18 protein-coding genes are annotated in these 24,739 nt (G+C 63.9%); 5 read left to right on the top strand and 13 right to left on the bottom strand.

What is annotated here, in order from left to right; translation table 11 throughout:
- Positions 1 to 181 precede the first annotated feature (181 nt).
- Entirely contained in the window at positions 182 to 1,375 is a 1,194-nt protein-coding gene (locus ABIE49_RS22440) for a serine hydrolase domain-containing protein (protein WP_192736294.1), read from the bottom strand.
- A 350-nt stretch (positions 1,376 to 1,725) separates the two neighbouring features.
- Between ABIE49_RS22440 and ABIE49_RS22445 the strand changes: the two genes are divergently transcribed.
- Positions 1,726 to 2,040, top strand: a complete 315-nt coding sequence (locus ABIE49_RS22445; protein WP_192736295.1) for a hypothetical protein — start codon at positions 1,726 to 1,728, stop codon at positions 2,038 to 2,040.
- A gap of 215 nt (positions 2,041 to 2,255) precedes the next feature.
- The gene (locus ABIE49_RS22450; RefSeq protein ID WP_192736296.1) at positions 2,256 to 3,749 is read left to right on the top strand and encodes an NAD-dependent succinate-semialdehyde dehydrogenase; all 1,494 of its coding nucleotides are present in this window, start codon (positions 2,256 to 2,258) and stop codon (positions 3,747 to 3,749) included.
- A gap of 88 nt (positions 3,750 to 3,837) precedes the next feature.
- Here the strand turns inward: ABIE49_RS22450 and ABIE49_RS22455 are convergent, their stop codons facing one another.
- The 5 genes from ABIE49_RS22455 to ABIE49_RS22475 form a co-directional block, all read right to left on the bottom strand.
- Positions 3,838 to 4,872, bottom strand: coding sequence for an alpha/beta fold hydrolase (locus ABIE49_RS22455; RefSeq protein WP_192736297.1), 1,035 nt, complete (start codon positions 4,870 to 4,872; stop codon positions 3,838 to 3,840).
- A 39-nt stretch (positions 4,873 to 4,911) separates the two neighbouring features.
- Complete coding sequence (locus ABIE49_RS22460) at positions 4,912 to 7,110, bottom strand: SulP family inorganic anion transporter (RefSeq protein WP_192736298.1); 2,199 nt, start codon at positions 7,108 to 7,110, stop codon at positions 4,912 to 4,914.
- Between the two features lie 93 nt (positions 7,111 to 7,203).
- The gene (locus ABIE49_RS22465) at positions 7,204 to 8,010 is read right to left on the bottom strand and encodes a crotonase/enoyl-CoA hydratase family protein (protein ID WP_192736299.1); all 807 of its coding nucleotides are present in this window, start codon (positions 8,008 to 8,010) and stop codon (positions 7,204 to 7,206) included.
- A 273-nt stretch (positions 8,011 to 8,283) separates the two neighbouring features.
- Positions 8,284 to 9,198: a phosphoribosylaminoimidazolesuccinocarboxamide synthase gene (locus ABIE49_RS22470; protein WP_192736300.1), complete on the bottom strand. Its 915-nt coding sequence runs from the start codon at positions 9,196 to 9,198 to the stop codon at positions 8,284 to 8,286.
- Positions 9,199 to 9,267: 69 nt separating this feature from the next.
- Entirely contained in the window at positions 9,268 to 10,185 is a 918-nt protein-coding gene (locus tag ABIE49_RS22475) for a pirin family protein (protein ID WP_192736301.1), read from the bottom strand.
- A gap of 189 nt (positions 10,186 to 10,374) precedes the next feature.
- Here ABIE49_RS22475 and ABIE49_RS22480 point away from each other — a divergent pair, with 189 nt between their 5' ends.
- Positions 10,375 to 11,433, top strand: coding sequence for an AraC family transcriptional regulator (locus tag ABIE49_RS22480; protein WP_192736302.1), 1,059 nt, complete (start codon positions 10,375 to 10,377; stop codon positions 11,431 to 11,433).
- A 149-nt stretch (positions 11,434 to 11,582) separates the two neighbouring features.
- On the top strand, positions 11,583 to 13,016 hold the full coding sequence (locus ABIE49_RS22485) for a serine hydrolase domain-containing protein (protein ID WP_192736303.1): 1,434 nt from the start codon (positions 11,583 to 11,585) through the stop codon (positions 13,014 to 13,016).
- A gap of 207 nt (positions 13,017 to 13,223) precedes the next feature.
- Here the strand turns inward: ABIE49_RS22485 and ABIE49_RS22490 are convergent, their stop codons facing one another.
- Entirely contained in the window at positions 13,224 to 14,594 is a 1,371-nt protein-coding gene (locus tag ABIE49_RS22490) for an MmgE/PrpD family protein (RefSeq protein ID WP_192736304.1), read from the bottom strand.
- 132 nt (positions 14,595 to 14,726) lie between these two features.
- Here ABIE49_RS22490 and ABIE49_RS22495 point away from each other — a divergent pair, with 132 nt between their 5' ends.
- Positions 14,727 to 15,854: an FUSC family protein gene (locus tag ABIE49_RS22495; protein ID WP_192736305.1), complete on the top strand. Its 1,128-nt coding sequence runs from the start codon at positions 14,727 to 14,729 to the stop codon at positions 15,852 to 15,854.
- On the opposite strand, the gene ABIE49_RS22500 is transcribed toward ABIE49_RS22495, so the two are convergent.
- The 6 genes from ABIE49_RS22500 to gyrB form a co-directional block, all read right to left on the bottom strand.
- A complete protein-coding gene (locus ABIE49_RS22500; RefSeq protein WP_192736306.1) occupies positions 15,826 to 17,151 on the bottom strand; it encodes an SMI1/KNR4 family protein in 1,326 nt (441 codons plus the stop codon). The two genes, ABIE49_RS22495 and ABIE49_RS22500, sit on opposite strands and share 29 nt — an antisense overlap.
- A 51-nt stretch (positions 17,152 to 17,202) precedes the next feature.
- The gene (locus ABIE49_RS22505) at positions 17,203 to 18,531 is read right to left on the bottom strand and encodes an SMI1/KNR4 family protein (RefSeq protein WP_192736307.1); all 1,329 of its coding nucleotides are present in this window, start codon (positions 18,529 to 18,531) and stop codon (positions 17,203 to 17,205) included.
- A 169-nt stretch (positions 18,532 to 18,700) separates the two neighbouring features.
- Positions 18,701 to 19,168 (bottom strand): DUF2867 domain-containing protein, encoded by a 468-nt coding sequence (locus tag ABIE49_RS22510; protein WP_192736308.1) that lies wholly within the window; start codon positions 19,166 to 19,168, stop codon positions 18,701 to 18,703.
- Positions 19,165 to 20,568, bottom strand: a complete 1,404-nt coding sequence (locus ABIE49_RS22515; protein WP_192736309.1) for an MATE family efflux transporter — start codon at positions 20,566 to 20,568, stop codon at positions 19,165 to 19,167. Before ABIE49_RS22515 ends, ABIE49_RS22510 begins: the two co-directional genes overlap by 4 nt.
- Positions 20,569 to 20,717: 149 nt before the next feature.
- Positions 20,718 to 22,016 (bottom strand): UDP-N-acetylglucosamine 1-carboxyvinyltransferase, encoded by a 1,299-nt coding sequence (gene murA, locus ABIE49_RS22520; RefSeq protein ID WP_192736310.1) that lies wholly within the window; start codon positions 22,014 to 22,016, stop codon positions 20,718 to 20,720.
- Between the two features lie 14 nt (positions 22,017 to 22,030).
- Positions 22,031 to 24,466 (bottom strand): DNA topoisomerase (ATP-hydrolyzing) subunit B, encoded by a 2,436-nt coding sequence (gyrB, locus tag ABIE49_RS22525; RefSeq protein WP_192736311.1) that lies wholly within the window; start codon positions 24,464 to 24,466, stop codon positions 22,031 to 22,033.
- Positions 24,467 to 24,739 lie beyond the last annotated feature (273 nt).

Genomic DNA, 24,739 nt, shown 5'->3' on the forward strand with positions numbered 1-24,739 from the left:
TTCACACCCGTGGTTGTCATCCCCCGCGCATGCGGGGGATCCAGTATCCCAGAGGCGTCAATTATAGCACCGAGAGGCCGCGGCGTACTGGCTCCCCCGCTCCAGTGCGCAATTGCGCACAAGGCGGGGGATGACGATTTGTGGGTGGGGCGGGGTCGGACTGCGTCCCGACAGTTCGCGTTCAAGCCGCCCTCTGGCCACTCCCTGCATCGAGCCCGGCATAGATGCCGCGCTCGAAGCCCGCAAAGGCTTCCAGGCACTTCGCGTCCACGAACGGCAACAACTGCATCAGGATCACGCCCGAGACGTTACGCGCCGGATCGATCCAGAAATAAGTGTTGGCAAGGCCGGCCCAGGCGAGGCTGCCCGCGCTGCGGCCCTCCGCGGTCTTGGCAGTGTTGATCAGGAAGCTCAGCCCCCACTTCTTCACCATGTCCGGATAGAGATCGACGTCGTTGGTATACATCGGCGCCATGGTGGGCATCTTGCCTATGGTGAGATCGCCGATGTGGTTCTGGCCCATCAACGCGACGGTCTCCGGCTTCAGCAACTGGTTGCCGTTGCCCTTGCCCTTGCCCAGAATCATCTGGGTGAACTTGATGTAGTCAGCCGCCGTGCTGTAGAGGCCGCCGCCGCCCATGTGAAATTCCGGATTCTGTTCGAGCTCGAACGGGATCGGCGCCAGCGAGCCGTCCTCGCCGCGCGCATGCATGCCGACCAGGCGCTGGCGCTGGGAGTCCGTAATCTTGAAACTGGTGTCGCTCATGCCGAGCGGTGCGAACATATGGTCGCGCAGGTAGGCGTCGAGACGCTTGCCGCTCGCGGCTTCCACCGCCTTGCCGACGAAATCGATGTTGATGCCATATTCCCAGCGCGTACCGGGATCGGACATGATCGGCCCCTTCAGCGCGGCATTCAGGCAGCTGAAGATATTCGGGGTTCCGGTCTTCTCCTGATACTTCCCCATGTCGCCGTTCCACACGTCGTAGCAGTAGCCGGCGGTGTGGGTCATGAGATGGCGCAGCGTGATCGGCTTTTTTGCCGCGCGCAGTTTCGGCTCGCCCTTGGCGTCAAAGCCTTCCAGCACCTGCGGGGAGGCCAGATCAGGCAGCAGCTTGCCGATCGGCTCGTCCAGCGAGAGCTTGCCCTGCTCGACGAGCTGCATGCCGGCGGCGCACGTGATCGCCTTGGTCATCGAGGCGATCCAGAACACGCTGTCGGCGGTCATCGGATCGTCCTTGGAGAGGTCGCGTTTGCCGAACGCGCCCTGATAGATCACCTCGCTGCCGGTCGCCGCCATGGCGACCACGCCGGGAATCTCCTTGGCCTCGGATTTCTGACGCAGAACCTGGTCGATCTGAGCTTTGCTTTGCATGGGTCACCTCCCGTTTGTTGTTATGGAGTGCCGCGATCTTCCCCCCGGCGTTGCAATCCCGCAAGCGCTCGCGGCGCCTTGCCGTTGATGTCGCGATCTCGTGATGGGTTGATGGCTTGCGCAGGGAGAGGGAGGAGAGCGGCACAAAACTGCAACACTCCGCCACAATTCGCGGTGGATCAGCGGCAATGTCGGTGACCGGTCCGGGCGCAAACGATAAGTTGATTCCATAATGATTCCCGGTGCTGATTCTTTGCAGTAAGACATTCAGATTCCAGCGGAAACGCTGCCCCCGAACTGAATGATTTGATGAAAATGGTTGTAGTTTTTCCCATTGCGAGGATGCCGCGATGATCTCGACCTGGAGTGAATGGAAACGATATCCGCGCCCCGGACGCGCTGAGAACATCGAAGCCCCGATCAGCCCCGGTATCTATGAGGTCCGTATTGCCGGTACCGGCGCGCTGCACTCGTTCGAGGCGGTCGACAATGTCGCCGTCGCTCTGGCGCAATTGCAGGTCGGTTCCAAATCCTGGTTCTCGCGCCGCGCCGCCAAGTTGCCCGATCTGGAATACCGCACCTGTGCGACGTCCTCGCGCGCCGACGCCAAGGCCGCCGCGGAACGCATGATCGGCCGCCGCGAAACCTATATGGGCGCGGTCTGAATTTGAGACCGTCATTCCGGGATGGTCCGAAGGACCAGACCTCAGGGGCGCAATTGCGCCTCGGGGAATCTCGAGATTCCGGGTTCGCATCTTCGATGCGCCCCGGAATGACGAGCATCAGCCCTGCCTTTGCGGCCGATGCAATGCCTGCTGAATAGGCCTATACTCGGATCAGTACCCCAAAAAATCCCAAGAAAACTCCGAGGAGTTACGCCATGAACCCGCCCGTCGCCGCACGCGCTTCGCAATCCGCCCCCTCCCTGCGCGACCGCCTGAAGGATCCCTCGCTGCTGCGTGAGCAGTGCTATATCGACGGCGCCTGGACCGGGAAGGCGTCAAAGCCGGTGACTAATCCGGTCAACGGCGTTGAACTGGCAAAAATTCCGGTCATGAGCACTGCGGAGACGACGCAGGCCGTCGAAGCCGCCGAGCGCGCGTTCCCGGCCTGGGCCAAGCTGACCGCCAAGGCACGCTCCAACATCCTGCGCAAATGGTTCGACCTGATCATCGCCAACCGCGAAGACATCGCGCTGATCCTGACTTCGGAGCAGGGCAAGCCGCTGACGGAGGCGCTCGGCGAAGTCGATATCGGCGGCGCCTATGTCGAATTTTTCGCCGAGGAAGCCCGCCGCGTCTATGGCGAAACCATCCCGACCCAGCGTGCGGATGCCCGGCTGCTTGCGATCAAGCAGCCGATCGGCGTCTGCGGCGCGATCACGCCGTGGAATTTCCCCTGCTCGATGATCACCCGCAAGGTCTCGCCGGCGCTGGCCGCGGGCTGCACGGTGGTGCTCAAGCCCGCCAACGAAACGCCGCTGACGGCGCTGGCGCTGGTGGCGCTCGCCGAAAAAGCCGGCGTGCCGAAGGGCGTGTTCAACATCCTGACCGGCAATTCCTCGGCGATCGGCAAGGTGCTCTGCGAGCACCCGGCGGTGCGCTTCGTCGGCTTCACCGGCTCGACCGAAGTCGGCAAGATCCTGTACCAGCAGGCCGCCGTCGGCGTGAAGAAGCTCGGCCTCGAACTCGGCGGCAACGCGCCGTTCGTGGTGTTCGACGACGCCGATATCGATGCCGCCGTCGAAGGCGCCATCGTCTCGAAGTACCGCAACATGGGCCAGACCTGCGTCTGCGCCAACCGCATCTACGCCCAGGACAAGATCTACGACCAGTTCGTCGAAAAGCTCTCGGCCAAGGTCGCGGCGATGAAGATCGGCGACGGCACGGAAGCCGGCGTGGTGCAGGGCCCGCTGATCAACATGGAAGCGGTCGACAAGGTCGAGAAACACATCGCGGACGCGGTCAAGGGCGGCGCGAAAATCGTCACCGGCGGCAAGCGCCATGCGCTCGGCGGCAGCTTTTTCGAGCCGACCGTGCTCGCCAACGTCAAGCCCGACGCGCTGGTTGCGCACGAAGAGACCTTCGGGCCGCTGGCGCCGGTGTTCCGCTTCAAGGACGAGGCAGACGTGATCGCGTTGTGCAATGCCTCACCGTTCGGTCTCGCCTCATACTTCTATTCGCGCGATCTCGGCCGGGTCTGGCGCGTCGCCGAAGCGCTGGAGTCCGGCATGGTCGGCGTCAACACCGGACTGATCACCACCGAAGTCGCCCCCTTCGGCGGCGTCAAGGAGTCTGGCCTCGGCCGCGAAGGCTCGCATCACGGCATGGAAGAATATGTCGAGATCAAATACGTGATGATGGCGGGGATTTAGGGTCCGTAGCCCGGATGGAGCGTAGCGCAATCCGGGAGAGTTAGGTTCGCTTGCGAGTAAGCCCGGATTTCGCTTCGCTGCATCCGGGCTACAGACTCTCCATAAACTGCTTCAGCCGCGGCGCCCATTTATGGGCGTCGAGGCCTGAAGCCGAATGGCCGAGTTCGCTGTCGAGCAGGAAATAATCGGCATCGACACCGGCGGCCTTCAGTCCCTGCATCACGCCGGGCGCGATGTCAGGCGGAAACAATTTGTCCGTCCGCGACAGCACGAACAGAACCTTCGATTTGATCTGGGCGAACTGCGCCGTCACGTCGAAGCCGCGGAGCGCTTTGGCCAGGATGATCAGCGAATTGGCGTCAAATCCCTCGGCCCAGCGCGCCGCCTCGTCGCGGATCGCGGCCTCGATCTCCGCGGGATCGGACATCGTCGCTTTCAGGCGGGCCTCGATGCCATAGGTCTTCAACGTCGCCATGCGGATCTGCGTCATGGTCTCCACGACGCCGCCGCGGTCGTAATAATCGCCGCCGTTCCAGTTCGGGTCCTTCGACAGCGCCCCGAGCAGGCGCGCGACATTGCCCTCGGATCGCTCGCGCGGCACCAGTGGCGAGGTGACGACGGCGGCGATTCCCTTCATCGCGTCGGGATAGTTGACGGCCCATTGCAGCGCCTGGAAGCCGCCATAGGACGGGCCGACGATCGCAACCACTTTGTCGATGCCGAGATGATCGAGCAGCAGCCGCTGCGTGCCGACGATGTCGCTGACATTGATGTCAGGAAATCGCGGCCCGTAAGGCTTGCCGGTTGCGGGGTCGATACTCCCGGCATTGGTCGATCCGTAGGAGGAGCCCAGCATGTTCGGGCAGATCGCAAAATAGCGGTTGGTATCGACGGCCTTGCCGGGGCCGACGATCTCACTCCAGCTGCCTTCGCCCGTCGTGCCGCCGGGGTCGATGATGTGCGGGCCGCTGGTGTTGCCATGTGTGACCAGCACGGCATTGCTGCGATCGGGCGCCAGCGTGCCGAGCGTGGCATAGGCGATGGTCACCTCCGGCATCACGGTGCCACTTTGCAGGCGATAGTTGATGGTGGAGAAGGTCTTCGCGTCAGCCAGTGCCGTCATATGCGCCAATCCGGGTGGAGGAAGCTTAAACGCAGCGTTCTATCGCCGTAACACTGCAATGGTGCGATTGGCAAAAGTAAGCCGTTCGGCCATGACAGATACGAAATAGGTCAGCAGCTTCTGGCTGAGCGAGGGATCGTCGATCTTGAGCGCTTCAAACTGATGCGCACTGAGGACGTACAGGACACTCGCGACCTCGGCTTGAATCGTCGCGCTGCGTTGCGCCTGCGACACCAGGCCCATCTCGCCGATCGTCGTGTAGCGGCCGAGGCTGCGTACCCGCGTGGTTCCTTCGTTCACCGGAACCATGACGCCAACGCGGCCGTCCAGAATGAAATGCATGGAATCGGCGGCGTCGCCGGCGCTGACAATGATCTCTCCGGCATCGATCTCGACACGCTCGCAGCGATGCATCAGCGCCACGGCGTCGCGCGGGGTTCCGAGAATCTGCGTGAACCAGTCACGCAGATTGGCTTCCTCCTGCTCGTGCCCTTGATGCTTCGCGATGATCTCGTTCTCGCATTGCTCCAGTGCACGATCGAGCTCAGGTACGATACGAACCCGGCCGGCGATGAATCCGCTGGACCGCAGCGCCTTCTCGGCGAGTTTTGGCAAATGAACCAGCACCAGTTCGATGTGACGCTCGTCGGCGCTGCGCTTGATCTGGGCAAAGCTGTAGGCCGCCGATGAATCGAACCCTGTAACCAGCTTGAAGTCGAACACCAGATAGCGGCATTCCGGACGTTGCCCGAGCAGCGCCTTGACGTGCTGGTAGAGCCGGTTGGCGGAACCGAAGAACAGATAGCTTTGCAGGTTAAGGCCCTGGATTTGTCCGCCATGGGCCGTCAGAACCGTCTGATCGTCGCGCGAACGGTCCAGCGAACTGCGATATTCGGAGCCGTCAAAACTGAATTTGATCGGATCGATCCGCGCGGCCGTGAACGCGAATGTCGCGCAGCCGATCACGACGCCGATCAGCACGCCGGCGACAAAGCCCCACTGCAGGATGATGACGATGATCGCGAGCAGCGAGACATACTCGGTCTTGGTCAGGCGCCGCCGCGATTCGATGATCCATTTGTGCAGCTGATCGGCGCCCAGATAGATCAGCAGACCGCCGAGCACGAATTTCGGCATGTAGCCGAGCAGAACCGGAGCAACCGCCAGCATCAGCACCGAGATCGCGGCCACCGTCAGGCCGGCGAGCCGGCCGGTCCCGCCGCTGCTGAAGTTGAGGATGGTGCGGCTGACCGAGATACAGCCGGTGTAGCCGCCGAATGCGCCCGACAGGATGTTGGCAAGGCCCGTGACGTTCAATTCCCGCTCGAGGTTGGCTTCACGGTGCGCCGCAACTTCGATGCCCGCGGTGTTGAACAGCGTGCTCGACGCCGTGACGAAAATGACGGCGACGAGATTGCCGAGCAGATCCGGCACGGCATGCCAGGGATAGCGGGCCATTTCGGCCGTGCTCCACGGCAGCATGATGCTGACGGTCGGGGGTGGTTGAAATGTCCATCCCGAGGTCTGCGCTTCTGCCGAGGTAAATCCCGCCAGCCAGAAGGCGATATGCCCAACGACCACGCCCCCGACCAGCATGGCCGGCAGGCCAAACGATGTGCGGGTGCGATGCCAGGTCAGATACAACGCCAGCGCCATGGCGCAGGCCGCCGCCAGTTCGGACAGGGTCAGGATGTTGGCGAACTGATCGAGCGTCGTCAGCTGAAGGCGATGGCCGGTGATGACGCGGATCGCCCCCAGGATGATCAGGCAGGCGGTGGCGCCGAGGAACCCGCCCACGACGGGATAGGGCACATAACGGATCGCGCGGCCCATCCGCGTCACCCCGAAGCCGCACAGCACGATGCCGGTGACAATGGCCGAAAGCCCAAGCGTCATCAGCGCCGGGGCCAGCAGCGATGCCGAGGGATCGCTGGCGACAACGTGCTCGACCAGCGACGCCGCCAATATTCCGGTCATCGCCGCGGTGGAACTCTCGGGAGCCGCAATCGCGAACGGAAAGGTGCTTCCCCAGGCGATGACAGCGGCGAGAATCGCCGAGGAGATGAAGGTCGCGGCAAGTCCGTAGGACAGATATGGCGCCAGCGGGCCTGTAAAAATCAGAAGCGAATACGACAGGCCAAATGTAATCGTGAGGACACTGGCGGCGCTGCCGCCGAGAATGTCGTTGAAGGCCTTCCGAATGAACTCCGGCTCGCCTTTGAGAGATCGACTGACCACGCCCCGCTTGCCCCCGGCACCCCTGCCAGTGGTAGAGACCGCAGACACAGATCACAACGTTATTCTTGTGACAGGGGACGTGTGACGGCGCCGTCAGTCGTTCGCTGCGTCTCCGCCGAACGCGCCATGCCGGCCGGCGCCGGACGCAAATCGTGCAGCGCCTGAGAGTGTCTCGCCCGAGGCGATCACCTTCAGCCCGCCCCGCATTTCATTGGCGATGGCGTCTTCCTCCGCGAGGTCCCATTGCCGCAGCGCCGAGAGCCGGTCGGCGCGCATGCAGGTCTGCGGGAAGGCCGCGATTTCCCTGGCCAGCGCGATCGCCTGTGCAACGGCTTCGCCTCTTCGCACCAGGCGATTGGCAAGGCCCATGCGCAACGCCTCCGGCCCGCCGACCGGGCGCCCGGTCAGGATCAGGTCGATGGCCTGGGAATGGCCGATCAGCCGCGGCAGGCGGATGGTGCCGAGATCGATCAGCGGCACGCCGAACCTGCGGCAGAAGATGCCGAAGGTGGCGTCCTCGGCAACGACCCTCATGTCCGCCCACAGCGCGAGTTCCATGCCGCCGGCGACCGCAAATCCCTCGACCGCGGCGATCACGGGTTTTGACAGCCGCAACCGGCTCGGCCCCATCGGCGCAATCGAGTCATGGCCGCCGATCTCGCGCTTCTTGTTGGGATCGCCCGCCGCCACCGCCTTGAGGTCGGCGCCGGCGCAGAAATAACCGCCGGTGCCGGTGAACACCGCAACCGATGCCGCTTCATCGGCGTCAAACGCCAGAAACGCATCGTAGAGCTTGCGCGCAGTCGCGCCGTCGACGGCGTTGCGGCAATGCGGACGGTTGATGGAAACGATGGTCGCCGGTCCATCGCGTTCGACCAAGACTGAATTTTCTTCGGACATGCGTGCCTCCCAATTGTCGATTTTGGGAGGAGCCTAGCGTGAGGCTGTGAGCAACGCCATCACCACCGTCGTCCCGGACAAGCGAGCAAAGCGAGCGCGATCCGGGACCCATAACCACAGGACGTGGTTTTGCATTGGCTGGAGCCACAGCGAGTCAAACAACAACGCCCTGTGGTTATGGGTCCCCCGATGCGCAATTGCGCATCTGAGCGTTCGCCGGGACGACACCGTTTGAGAGGCGCGGTGCTGTGGCAATCTCACCGTGCGGCGGCCTCAAATCTTCAGCTCCGCCCCCGTCACACGCCGATACGCTTCCAGATAGCGCTTGCTGGTGGCATCGACCACGCTAGCGGGCAGTGGTGGAGGCGGCGCGTCGCCGTTCCAGCGGCCGGCGCGGCGCTCGGCGTCGAGGTAATCGCGCAGCGGCTGCTTGTCGAAGCTCGGTTGCGGCTGACCGGGTTTGTAGACATCGACCGCCCAGAACCGCGAACTGTCTGGAGTCATCACCTCGTCGATCAGGATGATGCGGCCGTCGCCGTCGCGGCCGAACTCGAACTTGGTGTCGGCGATGATGATGCCCTGCTTGCGGCTGACCTTCTCGCCGAAATCATAGACGGTGCGGGCCATGCCCTCCAGCGTCTGCGCAACGTCGGCGCCCAGGATCTCGCGCACGCGCGCGACCGTGATGTTCTCGTCATGCCCGGTCTCGGCCTTGGTCGCCGGACTGAAGATCGAGGGTTCCAGCTTCTCGCTCTCGACCAGCCCCGCCGCGAGCTTCTCGCCGGCCAGCGTGCCCGATGCGGCATATTCCTTCCAGGCAGATCCCGAGATGTAGCCGCGGATCACGCACTCAACCGGGAACACGGTGGTGCGCCGGCAGAGCATCGCGCGTCCGGCGATGTCGGCGCGGTGCGCCTTCAACGCCGGCACCTGTGCGATGATCTCGTCGGCATCGGCGCTGATCATGTGATGCGGCACGACGTCTGCGAGCTGGCGGAACCACCAGGCGCTGATCTGGGTCAGCACCGCGCCCTTCATCGGGATGGTTTCGGCCATCACGACGTCGAACGCGCTGATGCGGTCGGTGGTCAGCAGCAGCACGCGGTCGTCGCCGACGGCATAGATATCGCGGACCTTGCCGCGCCCGATCCGTGGCAGGGGCAAATCGCTGGCGAGCATCGCGTTCATGGTGTCATGCTTTCAAAAGCGTCCGCGCGGGCAAGGCGCGGGCGGTGGAGTTGTTAGCGGAGGGATAGCTCACTCCGGCAGCGGAATGAACTCGTGTTCCTGGGGAACATGGGCAAAACGGCCGGTTTTCCAGTCCTGTTTGGCCTGTTCGATCCGCTCCTTGCTGGAAGAAACGAAATTCCACCAGATATGGCGCGGGCCCTCCAGCGCGTCGCCGCCGAGGAACATCATCCGCGTCGGCTTGATCGCCTTCACCGTGATGCGGTCGCCGGGCCGGAAGATCAGCAAGCGCGGCGCCTCGTAGCGCTCGTTGGCGATCTCGACTTCGCCGTCGACGAGATAGATCGCGCGCTCCTCGTGGTCGGGGTCGAGCGGCACGCTGGTGCCGGCGGTGGCCGTCACCTCGGTATAGAACCACGGCGATACCATCGTGACCGGCGATTTCACGCCAAAGCCGCTGCCGGCGATGATGCGCGCGGTGAAGCCGCCGTCCTTGACTGTCGGCAGGCTGTCGGCGGCGTAGTGCTGGAACGACGGCGCGATTTCCTCCGAGCCCGCCGGCAGCGCGATCCAGCTTTGCAGGCCCAGCATCTTCTGGCCGTCGCGGCGCTGCACGTCGGGCGTGCGTTCGGAATGTGCGATGCCGCGGCCGGCGGTCATCAAATTCATCGCGCCGGGCTGGATCTCCTGGATGTTGCCCTCGCTGTCGCGGTGCATGATGCTGCCGTCGAACAGATAGGTGACGGTGGCGAGCCCGATATGCGGATGCGGCCGCACGTCCATGCCGTTGCCGGCGATGAATTGCATCGGGCCGAAATGATCGAAGAAGATGAAGGGACCGACCATCTGCCGCTTGCCATGCGGCAGCGCGCGCCGCACCACGAATCCATCGCCGAGATCGCGGGTGCGCGGCACGATGATGAGGTCAAGCGCGTCGCAGGTTTTGGGATCGCCGAGCACGGGATCGTTGGAAGGCTGCCAGCTCATGAGAAGCTCCTTTGCATTTGCGGCGATCATAGCAGCACTTGTCCCGCGTCGTCCAAACACACTATCGTCGGTCCCGGCTTGAACGCATCGAGGAAACGGCGGTAAGCCGACACTCTTGCAAAAATTGAATCGTGCGCCGATCTGCATTAAAAGCAGCTTGCGCGGCTGACCGCGCTTCTGGGCCGATCGATGCTGCTTTCTACAATCGACATCGCCTTGCGCGGCGCCATCGTGGCGCTGCTGCTGGTGCTCGCGGCATCGCTGTTTCGCGGGTTCGGCACCGTGCTCGCGGGGCGGCTGGCCGCGGCGTTTGCCCTGGGATCGGCCGCGCACGCCGTGAGCTATTCGATTGGCTGGTCGTCGCCGGTCTCCCTTCCGTATGCGCCGTTGATCGCATTGTCGACCGGCAATGTCGTGGTGTTCTGGCTGTTCACGCGTGCGCTGTTCGACGAGGCGTTCAGGTTGCGCTGGTGGCATGCGCTGATATGGGCTGGAGTTACCGCGTTCAGTTTTGTCAATTGCATGTGGACCGGACCGACATTCAGCGCGCGGATTGCCATCGTCGCGGTCAATCTGGTGGCGCTCGGATTCATCGCACTGGCGGTGGCGCAGACGATCGCCTCATGGCCGGCGGATCTGGTCGAGCGCCGGCGTGGCGTTCGCGGCTTCATCGTCGGCGCATCCGCGCTGTATGGCGGCATGAACGCGGTGCTGCAGATATTCATGCCCGGTAGTGAGGTCGTCAACACGGTGAATTCAGCCGTTCTGGCCGGCGTGGTGGCGGCGATCTGCTACGCGATGATGCGCGTGGATGGTGCCGAGCTGTTTCCCGTGGCATCTCAAGTCGCGCCGGTAACGATTGCACCGGTTCAGACGGTCGCGGCGGAGGATGCGCACGACCAAAAGCTGGTCGATGCGCTGATGCGCTTGATGGCCGATGAGCGCATCTACCGCCACGACAACATCACGATCGGCACGCTCGCGACCAAACTTGGAATACCCGAATACAGATTGCGACGGCTGATCAACCAGCGGCTCGGCTACCGTAATTTCAATGTCTTCCTCAACAACCATCGGATCGAGGAAGCCAAGGCAGCGCTGTCAGACCCGACGCAGGCCGAAGTCCCCGTCATCACCATTGCGATGGATGCCGGCTTCCAGTCGCTCGGCCCGTTTAACCGCGCCTTCAAGGCCATCACCGGCGTGACCCCGACCGAGTATAGGCGGCAGAACGCTTCGGCGGCTTGATCCATAAATTGTTGTAAGTTCTACATAATTCCGAAATCGGCGAGACGCCCGTCAGTTTCGGCCAGCCCGATTTTCAAATCCGGCGAGCAGCCAGCAGCCCCTTCGTCAACATCGCCGGCACGCGCTCATGCGTCATGCCGGAGGCCAATATGATCCGACGAAACCTGCTGCTCATCCTCGCGACCACCACCGCGCTCGGCGCGCTGGCGCTCTCCGCGGCGAGGGCACGCGATGTTCCCAAAATTGCCACCGGCTTTGTCGCCAACATACTGTGCACGGAGACCTTCGTGTCCGGCCAGCAGCCGGACCGGATTCTTCGCGAAACCACCGCCGCGATGCCCGGCGTCAGCCTGATCACCTGGGCGATGGATTATCGTGTCGATCGGGCGCGGAAGGAAACCACCGTGACGTTGCTCGGCCTCGGCCGCAGCCACGCGGTCTACCGCGAAGGTCTTGGCTGCTATCTCGATCACGGCGGTGCGGTCGCCGAAATCGCTGTGCCATCGATCGATGCCAAATCATCACAGGCGCTGTTGCCCGATATCGCGGGGCCTTCGGTCGTCACGCCAGCCAATCCCCAACTGGCCGCCGCGCTCGATCGCGCCTTTGCCGAGCCCGAGCAGCCGCCGAAGCGTGCGACCAAGGCGATTGTGGTGCTTAGGGATGGCCGCGTCGTCGCCGAGCGATATGCCGAAGGTTACGGCATCGACACGCCGATCCTCGGCTTCTCCGCGACCAAGTCGGTGATATCGGCGCTGACGGGCATTCTCGTGCGCAAGGGCGCGATGACGCTCGATCAGTCCGCGCCGGTTGCGGCATGGCAAGGCGCCGGCGATCCCAGGCGTGCGATTACGGTGGATCATCTGTTGCGTCACACGGCGGGGCTGGCGCTCGGCAGTTCGCTGCAGGCTTCGCTCAGCTCAGTGTTCGAGCCGGTCAACCGGATGAAGTTCATGGAATCAGACATGGCTGCATATGCCGAGAGCGTTCAACTCGAAACGCTGCCCGGCAGCCATTGGAATTACAATGACGGCAATACCGTCATTCTCTCGCATTTGATCCGCGACGCGGCGGGCGGGAAAGCGGCGGACATGCTGCGGTTCGCGCAGACCGAATTGTTCGCACCACTCGGCATGCGCAACGTGACCATCGAGTTCGATGCCGCAGGCAATGCGGAGGGATCGAGCCAGATGCTGGCGACCGCGCGCGACTGGGCACGCTTCGGCCAGCTCTATCTCAATGACGGTGTGGCTGGCGGCAAGCGCATCCTGCCCGAGGGATGGGTGAAGTATTCGGCCTCGCCGACGCCGAAAGCCTGGGTCGGCATCGGCGCCGGCTTCTGGACCAATCTCGGCGACAGCTTTGGCGCCAGCTATCGCACCGGGCACGGCTGGCCGCGCGACGCCTTTTTCGCCAAGGGCACGATGGGACAATATGTGATCATCATCCCCAGCGAAAAGCTCGTCATCGTGCGACTCGGTCGTTCGCCGAACGGGCCGCCGGAGGCGGATGGTGTGTTCAGGCTGGTGACGGACGTCGTCGCGGCGACCGGCGACAAGGGAAAGCTTGCAGGAACGAATTGAGCGGTGCCGAGATTCTTCCTTCTCCCCTTGTGGGAGAAGGTGGGCGCGAAGCGCCGGATGAGGGGTCTCTATCCTCAACGCGAGCTGTGCGGTGAGGAGAGAACCCCTCACCCGTCTTCGCTTCGCGAAGCCACCCCAAGAGCGAGCTTCGCTCGTCTCGATCCCACAAGGGGAGAGGGAAGTCCGCGGACATGGCGCTAGCTCTGCTTACTGCCTTCCCAACTGCGTGGCCTTCGCGACGCGATCGAATCGCTCGAGCGAGAGGATCGCATCCGCAAGCTGGTCGGCGCGGCCGTTCAGCACCGGGCGGGCGAGCGTGAGGAACTTCTGCTGCATCGCCTGCGCGTCTGGAAATGAATCCGGCTCGCCGGAGGGGTCGGCATAGAGCCGCTCATGTACGGCATCGTCGGTGGTGATGGAGACGCGCGCGCCAAAGGGATGGGTGCGGCCGATCTCGAGGCGATCGTCCTGCACCACGTCGAACTTGTCGGCGAGCGCATTGACCGCGGCGTCGCCGAGCCGCTCGTAATCGTCCCAGCCGAAGCGGCCCTGGTCGAGCGCCAGCGCGCCGGTGAAGAACATCGAGAATTGCCCGCCGACGATCGAGGTCGGGTGACGCTTGGTGGCGGCGTCGCCGGTCAGCGTGATGCCGTTGCGGTGCAGGCCGATCTCGACGCGCTTGATCTGGTCCGGCGTCAGATTGTGCTCCCGGCGCATCGCGATCAGCGCATCCAGCGCGGCATGGGTGTAGCGGCAGCTCGGATAGGGCTTTACGCCAATTCGAAGCGTCTCATAGGTCTTGCCGAGGCCGGCGGTCGCCTTGTCCGGATGCGCGTTGTCGCTGTAGCCGACGAGCAGGCCATGTTTGCCTTCGACCGACTCGCTCGAACCGACGAAATCGTTTCGTGCCAGGGTAGCCGCGATCACGCCGTTCATCGCGGCGGCGCCGACCTGATAGCGCTTGTTCCAGGCGCCGTTCACCAGGAACTGCAGCGAGCCGGCGGCCTGGCTGCCGGAAACACCGAACGCCGAGACGATCTGGTCCTTCGACAGGCCGAACAGCTTTCCGGCGGCAGCGGCCGCGCCATAGGTTCCTGCGGTCGCGGTCGGATGGAAGCCACGCGCATAATGCGAGGTGGGGTCGAGCGCGTTGCCAAGCCGGCAGCACACTTCATAGCCGGCGACGATGGCGGTGAGCACGTCGCGGCCCGACGCGCCGACCATCTCGCCGACCGCGAATGCTGCCGGCACGACGGGCGCGCTCGGATGCAGCGAGGAATCCGCATGGGTATCGTCGAAGTCAAGCGAATGGCCGAGTGCGCCGTTGAGCAGGGCGGCAACCGCAGGGGTCCAGGTTTTGCTGTCGCCGAACACGGTGGATTCGCCCTTGCCGTCCAGCGCCAGGGCTTCCAGCATCTTCAGCAGCGAGGCGGTGGATTCCGCGTCGCGCCGCGCCCGGATCGTGCTGCCGAGGAAATCGAGCGTCAGCACCTTGGCGCGCGCCAATACCTCCGGCGGAATATCCTCGAATTTCAGATTGGCGACATAGGAGGCGAGCGTTGCGGTTTCGTTGGCCATCGTGTTTCCTCGTTTTGGCCCGCAGGGTAGGCGGGCTGAATCCACCTTTCAAGCCGTCTCCGGGTCGCGGGCACCAGCTATGCTAAAGCTCATTTACAGGCAGGATCGCCTGCAGATTGCGGAATGGAGCGCATGGCTGGCTTTCTGAAGCGCGTGGCGGCCCGCGTTCGGTCGCGGCGGACGCAACTGGCGCTGGCTATCCGGGTGACGGTGGCGGCGGTTGTGGCCTACACCATCGCGAACGCCCTGCATCTGACGCTGCCGCTATGGGCTGTTCTGACCTCCCTCATCGTCACCCAGATGAGCGTCGGGCGGTCGCTGAAGGCGACCACGGACTACATGCTGGGGACGATCGGCGGCGCGATCTACGGCGGAGCGCTTGCGGTGCTGATTCCGCATTCGAGCGAAGCGGCCCTGCTGGCCTTGTTGGTGCTCACGGTAGCTCCGCTGGCCTATCTCGGATCGCTCAACCCCAGCCTGACCGCGGCCACGGTGACAGGTGTCATCGTATTGCTGATTCCGGAGATGCACCACACCAGTCCGCTGGATTCCGTGATCGATCGCCTGATCGAGGTCACCGTCGGCGCGTCCACCGGGCTAGCCGCTTCCTTTTTGGTATTGCCGTCGCGGGCGCATCGTCAGATCCGCGCCAATGCGGCGCGCCTGATCGAACTGATCGCGGGCGCATTCTCTGAACTGCTGGTTGGCCTGACGCATGGCCTCGACAACGACGCGGCGCACCGGATCCAGGACGGCATCGGTGCTGCGGTGACGGCCTTGCATGCGATGGGGCAGGAAGCCGAGCGCGAGCGTGCGGCGCGCCTGTCCTCGGGGCCGGACACCGGCCCGCTGCTGCGGACCATCCTGCGGCTGCGTCATGACGTCGTGATGATCGGACGGGAGTGTTTGGTGGCATTGCCTGCGAACGTGCAGGCGCGGCTGGATACGCCATTGTCCGGCGTGCGCGAGGCGATTGACGCGCATCTGCGCGCGTCGGCGGCCGCATTGCGCAGCGGCGTCAGCCCGCCGGTGATCGACCCCGTGCAATTCGCGCTGCAAGGCTACGCGGAGGAGGTAGCCTCTGTCCGCCGCGATGGCCTGATCCGCGGCCTGCCGGGCGATGCCGCCGAGCGCTTCTTCGCGCTCGGATTTTCGCTGGAGCAGATGCGCCAGAACATCGGCGATCTCGATCGCTGCGTCGCGGAGTGGTCGGCAAAGCCGCCGCCCGTGGTCAGTCCAAGTAAACGCCCAGAAAATTGAGCGTGGTGGCATCGCGCTTTGCGATGCCGTCGGTCAGCGCCTTCAATGCGGCGTCGAAGCTGGGCGCCGCCTGTTCCAGTTCGAAGGCGCCGTCATGGTCCCACAGGAAGCACCAGCCGAAGCGCTCGCCCTGCCCGAGATTGATCACCAGGCAGCGGCTGTGATGGGCGGGTTCGGCGACCGGCAGCAGGTCGCGCGCGGCCACGCCGTACTCCTCGCGGAAGTAGGCATCGATATTTTTCGGATCGTCCTCGGTGAGCGCGATGAAGTTGAACAGATTGCTGCGCTGGGTCGCCAGTTCCGTCGGGCGGTAGAAGCACAATTCGGCCGAAGCGTCCGGCAGCCGGACCTGCAATTCGCTCTCGCCATGCTGCGCGAGGAATTCGCGGTATTCTTTCGGCAGCCTGGCGCCGAGTTCCTCTTCGGCCTGAAGCAGGTCGCTTTCGCTCACGGCCTTCTTGCTGTGCCAGCGCCAGCCCTTGTCGGATTCCGATATGCTCTTGCGCCGCGCGACATAATCGGCATAGGCCGGCAGCTCGATAATCTCTTCGTAACCGCCAAACCCGCGATACTTATAGGCGTAATCGAAAGCTTCCTCCTGCCGTTCCGGAAAGTGGTCGACCAGAATCATCGCGCGCTGCGCGCCGCGGTCCACGCTTGCATCGACCCTGCAGGCCTCTTCGATTGCCTCCAGCGCGGCCTTTGGATCATCGGCGCTCAGATGCGCCCAGCTCTGGACTTCCAGCGTGCGGGCCTCGAGGTCGCTTTCCCTGATGGACCAGGCGTAATACGGAGTCCTGGCCGCACGGCGGGCCACGATGGTGTCGCGTCCACGTTCGGCAAGCTTGATGATCCCTTCATCGTCCTGGTCGTCGAAGTAACCGTGGTTGGCGGCGAGCAGGAGATAGAGCGGTTCATCTGCCGCCGGCGTGTCCCGAAGCGCGGCAAGATGTTTCGCCTGCGCTTCGAGGGATTCGCCCAGCGCCGCCAGCATCAGGTCGTCGAGCCCCTTTTGCCAGTCGGGCTTGGCTTGCGGGTCCGGCAGCAGATTGCGCAGCGTGTAATCCGTGTGCGTGATTTCCATGTAGCCGGCCGCGACGAGTTCGGCGGCAAGCCGGCGGAACGCCGCGACGGCGGTTTCCATGTCGGAAAATTCCTCGCGCAAATACTGGTCTTCCCCGGGTTCCAGGTCCTCACGCATGAGGATGCCCAGAATGATCGGATCGCCGCCGGGAATTAACAGCAGTTCCCTGTCGTCGTCCCCCGGGGGGCGGTGAAAGAATTTTGCCAGATACATGGGAATCTCCGAACGCGCGAGCGCAACGCCGCTGGTAGGAAAACGCTATGGTCAGTCGAGATAGATGCCGAGAAAAGCGAGCATGGCGGCATCGCGCTTCTCGATGCCGGAGGTCAGCGCTTTGAGCGCAACATCAAAGCTGGGTGCGGCCTGCTCCAGCTCCCACGAGCCGTCATGGTCCCACTCAAAACACCAGCCAAAGCGTTCGCCCTCTCCAAGATTGATCACCAGGCAGCGGCTGTGCTGCGAGGGCGCGGCGACCGGCAGCAGGTCGCGCGCGGCCACGCCGTACTGCTCGCGGAAGTACGCGTCGACCTTTTCCGGATCCTTCTCGAAGCGCGTGATGTAGTTGAACAGATTGTCGCGCTGGGTCGCCAGTTCGGTCGGCCGGTAGAAGCACAGTTCGGCTGATTCTTCCGGCAGCCGGACCTGCAATTCGGTCGAGCCGTATGTCGTGAGGAACTCCCGATAGTCCTTCGGCAGGCTGGCGCCGAGCGCTTGCTCGGCCTGCAACAGGTCGCTTTCGCTTGCCGGCTCCTTCGTGTGCCAACGCCAACCCTTGTCGGATTTCGATTTGCGTTTTCTCCGTGCGACATAGTCGGCATAGGCCGGCAGCGCGATGATGTCTTCGTAGCCGCCAAACTCGTGATATTTGTAGGCGTCATCGAAAGCCTCGTCCTGCCGCTCCGGAAAATGCTCGACCAGAATGGTCGCGAGCTGCACGCCGCGGTCCTGGCTTGCGTCGACCCGGCAGGCCTCTTCGATCGCCTCCAGCGCGGCCTTTGGATTATCGGCGCGCAGATGCGCCCAGCTCAGAACCTCCAATATTCGGGCCTCGAGGTCGCGATCCTCCATCGACCAGAAATAGTGCGGCGTCCTGGCGGCGCGGTGGGCGGCGATGGTGTCGCGGCCGCGTTCGGCAAGCGCAATGATCTGGTTGTTGTCCTGATCGTCGGCATAGCCGTGGTGGGCGGCGAGCCAGAGATAGAGCGGCTGGCTTGCCGCCGGCGTATCCTGAAGCGCGGCAAAATATTTGGCCTGCACGTCGAGCGGTTCGCCCAGCGCGGCCAGCATCAGATCGTCGAGGCCTCTTTGCCAGTCGGGCTTGGGCTGCGGATCCGGCAGCAGATTGCGCAGCATGTAATCCGTGTGGGTGGTTTCGATATAGCCGGCTGCGGTGAGTTCGGCGACTTGCCGGCGGAACGTGGCGACGGCGGTCTTGGGTTTGGAATATTCCTTGCGCAGGAACTCGTCTTTTTTCCGCGCGCCCGGCGCCTCGTTCATATACTTGCCGACGACTGTGGGCTTGCCGCCGGGGTGGAACACCAGACCGCGATCATCATCGCCCGGCGGGCGGTGAAAGAACTTTGCCAGACGCATGAGGGTCTCCGAACGCGGGGGCGCAAGTGGCTGCAGGCAGAAGCTGCCGCCGACGCAAAGGGTCGTGAGACCACGGCCGTCAGCCGCGGTCTCCCGGTTTCAGTCGCAGGTTCGGAACAACAGGTTCACGCCGGACAACAGGTCCGTGAGGCCCGCTTATGTGCCCGCTTCAGGCCGCAACCTGACGCAGCAGGCTCCGGACGATCAGCCGGTGAAACGGCATGATGACGGCCAGATAGGTCCGCCCCAGCCAGTTGTGCGTCAGCACCAGCGTGGTCGCGGTGACCTGCCGGGCGGCGCCTGATGTCGCGACGTCCACGACGATGCGGAAATCCAGGTGTTTGTCGTTGAAGCCGGCGACCAGCCGGTCAGGCCGCTCGCTCACGATCGGGAATATTCCGACCATTTCTCTGGGAGTCGAACTGGCGCCTGACGTCTTGAGGCCAAACGGCGCCACCAGAATGTTGCGCAGGGTCAGCAGCGCTTCGGCCCATCGCGGCTGCCGCGCCATCATGCGCTCGGCCGCCTGTCGCGCATTGAGGGCGCGATCGCCGATTTCGATACGGAAAGCATCCGCGAACTGTGCGCCGGGCAGTGTGTTCGGGTCGATGGTGGGTGTGACTTCACGAACGGTCATTGCAGCGCCAATCTGTTCGACAGCAGGCGGAAGCGCAAGATCAGCAGAATAGCAAACACGACGGTGCCGACAGACAATCCGACCCAGACGCCACCGGCGCCAAGCGACGTCCGAAATCCGAGCGCCCAGGCGCAGGTAAAGCCGATCCCCCAATAGCTGAGGGTTGCGAATAACAGGGGTATACGCGTGTCGTTCATCCCGCGCAGGGCGCCGTTGGCGACGGTCTGAATACCGTCGGTGATGAAAAAGGTGGTTCCGACCAGCAGCAGCGTTGCCGTCAGCGTCGCCGTGGCGTCGACGGCTTCGCCGAGGAAAAGTTCGGCGATCGTGAACCGTCCCAGCATCACGGCGAGCGTCATCGTCGCCATGAACGCCGTCCCGAGCAGGATCGCGACATAGCCAGCGCGCCTGACGGCGTCGCGGTCGCGGCGCCCGACCGCATGCCCGACCCGGACCGTCGCCGCCATGCTGATCCCGAACGGCACCATGTAGAGGATGGCCGCGATCTGCAGGGCGATCTGGTGTGCCGCGAGCGCGGTGGTTGAGATCAGGCCCATCAGCAGGCCGGCCGCGCCGAACAATCCGTATTCGAGCATGAACGCCATCGAGATCGGTGCGCCGATGACGACGAGCTTGCCCATCAACGGCCAGTCGATCCGCCAGATGCGGCCGAGCACGTGATATTTGCGGAACGGCCGGCGGCGCGCGGTGAACCACAGCCCGGCGAGGAACGTTCCGAGATTGACGATGCTGGTCGCAAGGCCTGCGCCGAACAGCCCAAGCTCAGGCAGGCCCCATTTGCCGTAGAGCAGCGGATAGACCAGCAGCGCATTGGCCGGGATCGCGGCCAGCGTGATCCACAGCACCGGCTCGGGCCGGTTCACGGCGCTCATGAAGCCGCGTATCGCGATGAACCACAGCGCCGGCAGAATGCCCCAGGCGAGGCCGAACAGATATTGTTGCGCGAGCTTTGCGGCAGCCGGCGCCTGGCCGAGCGCGATCAGGATCGCCTCGCCGCGGAACGGCAGGATCATCAGCGGCACCGAGATCAACACCGCCGCCCACAGGCCGACGCGCAGCGCGCGCCGCACCATGCGCGGGTCGCGCGCGCCGAAAGCCTGCGCCGCCAGCGGGGCCACGGCGGACACCAAGCCAAGGCCGAACGTGAAGATCACGAAGAAGACCGTATGCGCGAGGGCCGCCGCAGCGACCGCTTCACCGCCGAGCCGGCCGATGAACGCCAGATCGGTCGTCATCATCGCGATCTGCCCAAGCTGCGTCAGCGCCAGCGGCACTGCAAGCTTCAGTGTTTCGGCGAACTCCTCAGCGACACGGCCGCGCGTCCGCGCCGCCGGGGCAGGCGCGAGTGCGTGTGCGTCGATTTTGTCGAGCGAGGTCATGGATCAGGACTAACACGGCGGCGGGTCGAAAAAGTGACGGTGGCTGCGGTAGATTTTGGTTTTGACGCGTTCTCTACGCAGATAAGTCTACGCAATCTGCGCAAACTTGATTGCTATGCGAACCGGCGTCCACTTCGCTTGAAAACGCTCTATCCACCATCTCGCGCCGGCACCCGCGTAATCCTGGCGCCGAGTGCGTTGAGCCGTTCCTCGATCCGCTCATAGCCGCGTTCGATCTGGTCGGCATTGTTGATGGTCGAGGTGCCTTCCGCGGCCACCGCCGCCAGCAGCATCGCCATGCCGGCGCGGATATCGGGCGACGTCATCAACGCCCCGCGCAGCCGGCTCGGGCCCGCCACGATGGCCCGGTGCGGGTCGCACAGCACGATACGGGCGCCCATCGAGATCAGCTTGTCGACGAAGAACATCCGCGATTCGAACATCTTCTCGAACATCAGGATGACGCCGTCGCATTGCGTCGCGGTGACGATGGCGATCGACATCAGGTCGGCGGGAAACGCCGGCCATGGCTGATCTTCGAGCTTCGGCACATGGCCGCCGAAATCGTCCTGGATCTTCATGGTCTGGCCGGACGGCACCACGAGATCGTCGCCTTCGACGCCGCAGACGATACCGAGCCGCTCAAAGCCCATCCGGACCGAGCGCAGATGCTCGACGCCGGCGCGGGCGATGCGCAGCGGTGAGCGCGTCACGGCGGCGAGGCCGATCAGCGAGCCCACCTCGATATGGTCGGGCTGGATCGCGTAGCTGGTTCCGCCCAGCGTCGCCGGCCCGTGGATGATGATGGTGTTGGTGCCGATGCCCTCGATCTTGGCGCCGAGCGCGACCAGGAAGTTCGCGAGGTCCTGCACATGCGGCTCGGAGGCGGCGTTGCGCAGGTGCGTGGTGCCGTGGGCGGCGACCGCGGCGACCAGCGCGTTTTCGGTGGCGGTGACGCTGGGCTCGTCGAGGAAGACGTCGGCGCCCTTCAGCCGCGAGGCGCGAAACTCCAGCCGGTGCGTCGCCGTGACGGTGGCGCCAAGCTGTTCGAAGGCCAGAAAATGCGTATCGAGGCGGCGGCGGCCGATCACGTCGCCGCCGGGCGGCGGCAGCGCCACCTCACCGCAACGGGCCAGCAGCGGGCCCGCCAGCAGGATCGAGGCGCGGATCCGCGCGCACAGTTCAGGATCGAGATCGGCGGCGCGAATTTCCTTGGCGTGGATCTTCAGCGTGTTGCGCTGTACCCATTCGGCCGAGGCGCCGACCGAGCGGATCAGTTCGACCAGCGTCTCGGTATCGCGAATCCGGGGAACGTTCTCCAGCGTGACCGGATGGTCGGTCAGCAGCGCCGCCGCGATGATCGGCAGCGCCGCATTTTTGTTGCCCGACGGCTCGATCGTGCCCGCAAGCCGGTGGCCGCCTTCAACGATGTATTGGATGGGCGCCACTGGAACTCCGTGCATCACACGTCGACATTGGCGCTGAGCGAGTTGTCCTGGATGAATTCGCGGCGCGGCTCGACCACGTCGCCCATCAGCTTGGTGAAGATGTCGTCGGCCTCGTCGACCTCCTTGATCTTCACCTGCAGCAGCGAGCGCTCGTTGGTATCGAGCGTGGTTTCCCAGAGCTGCTCCGGATTCATCTCGCCGAGGCCTTTGTAGCGCTGCAGCGTGACGCCCTTGCGGCCGGCATCGGTCACCGCTTCGAACAGGCTGACCGGCCCGTGGATGGCGATCTCGGCATCCTTGCGGCGCAACACGCCCGGCTTCGGATAAGCCTCCTGCAGTTTCGCTGCATAATCGTCGAGCTTGCGGGCGTCGGCGGAGCCGAGCAGCGCGTCGTCGATGATGGCGGCATCCTTGACGCCGCGGACGGTGCGTTCGAACAGGAAGCCTTCACCCTCCGTGAAGCGTCCAATCCAGCCGCGCTCGACTTCGTCGGTCAGTGCATCGAGCCGCTTGGCGATGTAATCGGCGGCGGCGTTGGCGGTGCCGATGTCGCTGGTGATCTTCGGGCTCAAGACGCCGGCGATCGCGGCCTGCTCGACCACCATGCGGTTATAGCGGCTGTGCAGATTATGCAGGATGCCGCGGATGATGCGGGCGTCCTCGACCAGCGACAGCAGGTCGCGGCCGGCACGCTCCGATCCGGTGGCCGGCTTGAAGACGCAATCGTCGAGGCCGGTTGCGATCAGGTAATCCTCCAGCGCGCGCTCGTCCTTCAGGTACTGCTCGGACTTGCCGCGCGCCACCTTGTAGAGCGGCGGCTGCGCGATATAAAGGTGGCCGCGGTCGATCACCTCGCGCATCTGCCGGTAGAAGAACGTCAGCAGCAGCGTACGGATATGCGAGCCGTCGACGTCGGCGTCCGTCATCAGGATGATCTTGTGGTAGCGCAGCTTGTCGGCGCTGAAATCGTCGCTGATACCGGTGCCGAGTGCTGCGATCAGAATGCCGATCTGCTCGCTGGACAGCATTTTGTCCATGCGAACGCGCTCGACGTTGAGAATCTTGCCCCGCAGCGGCAACACCGCCTGGAATTCGCGGTTGCGGCCCATCTTGGCGCTGCCGCCTGCGGAGTCACCCTCGACGATGAACAGTTCTGACTTGGCGGGGTCCTTTTCCTGGCAGTCGGAAAGCTTGCCGGGCAGCGAGGTGCCGCCAAGCGGACTCTTCCGGGTCAGTTCGCGCGCCTTGCGGGCGGCTTCGCGCGCGGCGGCGGCCTGGATCACCTTGCCGACAATGACCTTGGCCTCGGACGGATGTTCCTCGAACCACGCCGCCAGCGCTTCGTTGAGGACGTTTTCGACCACCGGACGCACTTCCGAGGAGACCAGCTTGTCCTTGGTCTGCGACGAGAATTTCGGGTCCGGCACTTTCACCGAAAGCACCGCGGTGAGGCCTTCGCGGCAATCGTCGCCGGTCAGCGCGATCTTTTCCTTTTTGGCGTTGGCCTCGGCATAGCCGTTGACCTGGCGCGTCAGCGCGCCGCGGAAGCCGGCCAGATGGGTGCCGCCGTCACGCTGCGGGATGTTGTTGGTGAAGCACAGCACGTTCTCGTGGTAGCTGTCGTTCCACCACAGCGCGGCCTCGACGCCGATGTCGTTCAATTCCGCGCGCACCATGATCGCGGCGGGCACGATCGCCTTCTTGTTGCGGTCGAGATATTTGACGAATTCCTCGACGCCGCCGGCATATTGCATCACCTCGCGCTTTTCGACCGCGTGGCGCATGTCGGACAGCACGATATTGACGCCGGAATTCAGGAACGCGAGCTCGCGCAGGCGATGCTCCAGCGTCGCGAAATCATACTCGACATTGGTGAAGGTTTCGGACGACGCAAAGAACGTCACCTCGGTGCCGCGCTTGCCATTGGCTTCACCCACCACCTTGAGCGGGGCAACGGAATCGCCGTGGGCGAATTCGATGTAATGCTCCTTGCCGTCGCGCCAGACCCGAAGCTGCAGCTTGCTCGACAGCGCGTTGACGACGGAGACGCCGACGCCGTGCAGGCCGCCGGAGACCTTGTAGGAGTTCTGGTCGAATTTTCCGCCGGCGTGCAGCTGGGTCATGATGACCTCGGCCGCGGAAATGCCTTCGCCCTTGTGGATGTCGACCGGAATGCCGCGGCCGTCGTCGCGCACCGTCACCGAGCCGTCGGCATTGAGCACGACTTCGACCGCGCTGGCATGACCGGCAAGCGCTTCGTCGATCGCATTGTCGACGACCTCGTACACCATGTGGTGCAGGCCGGATCCGTCATCGGTGTCGCCGATATACATGCCTGGCCGCTTGCGCACGGCGTCGAGGCCCTTCAACACCCGGATCGATTCCGCGCCATATTCAATCGGAATGGGATGCTCAGTGTCGGCAGGTGTCTGCCGGGCAGGTTCTGTCATGTAAGGCCTTCGAGGTGTCCCGAATCAGCTGCGCAATATGAGGCGCTGATTGCTCTATTTGTGCCATGAAAGAGGCGATGCGCCTAGCGCAAAGTCTCCATCAACAAGCTATTGAATAAATAGTGTTTTTTGGCGCTCTTTCAAGGCGCTCGAAGGGCGATTCGGCGGCCTCCGAAAAGGACGATTCGAAGGATGATTCCGGGCCTCGAAGTGCCTGTTTTTGAGACGTAGTCGCGGCAGAAAATGGCAGGTTGCAACGGACCTGCCGCGGCG

The organism is Bradyrhizobium sp. OAE829, from assembly GCF_040546575.1.
Taxonomy (GTDB): Bacteria; Pseudomonadota; Alphaproteobacteria; order Rhizobiales; family Xanthobacteraceae; genus Bradyrhizobium.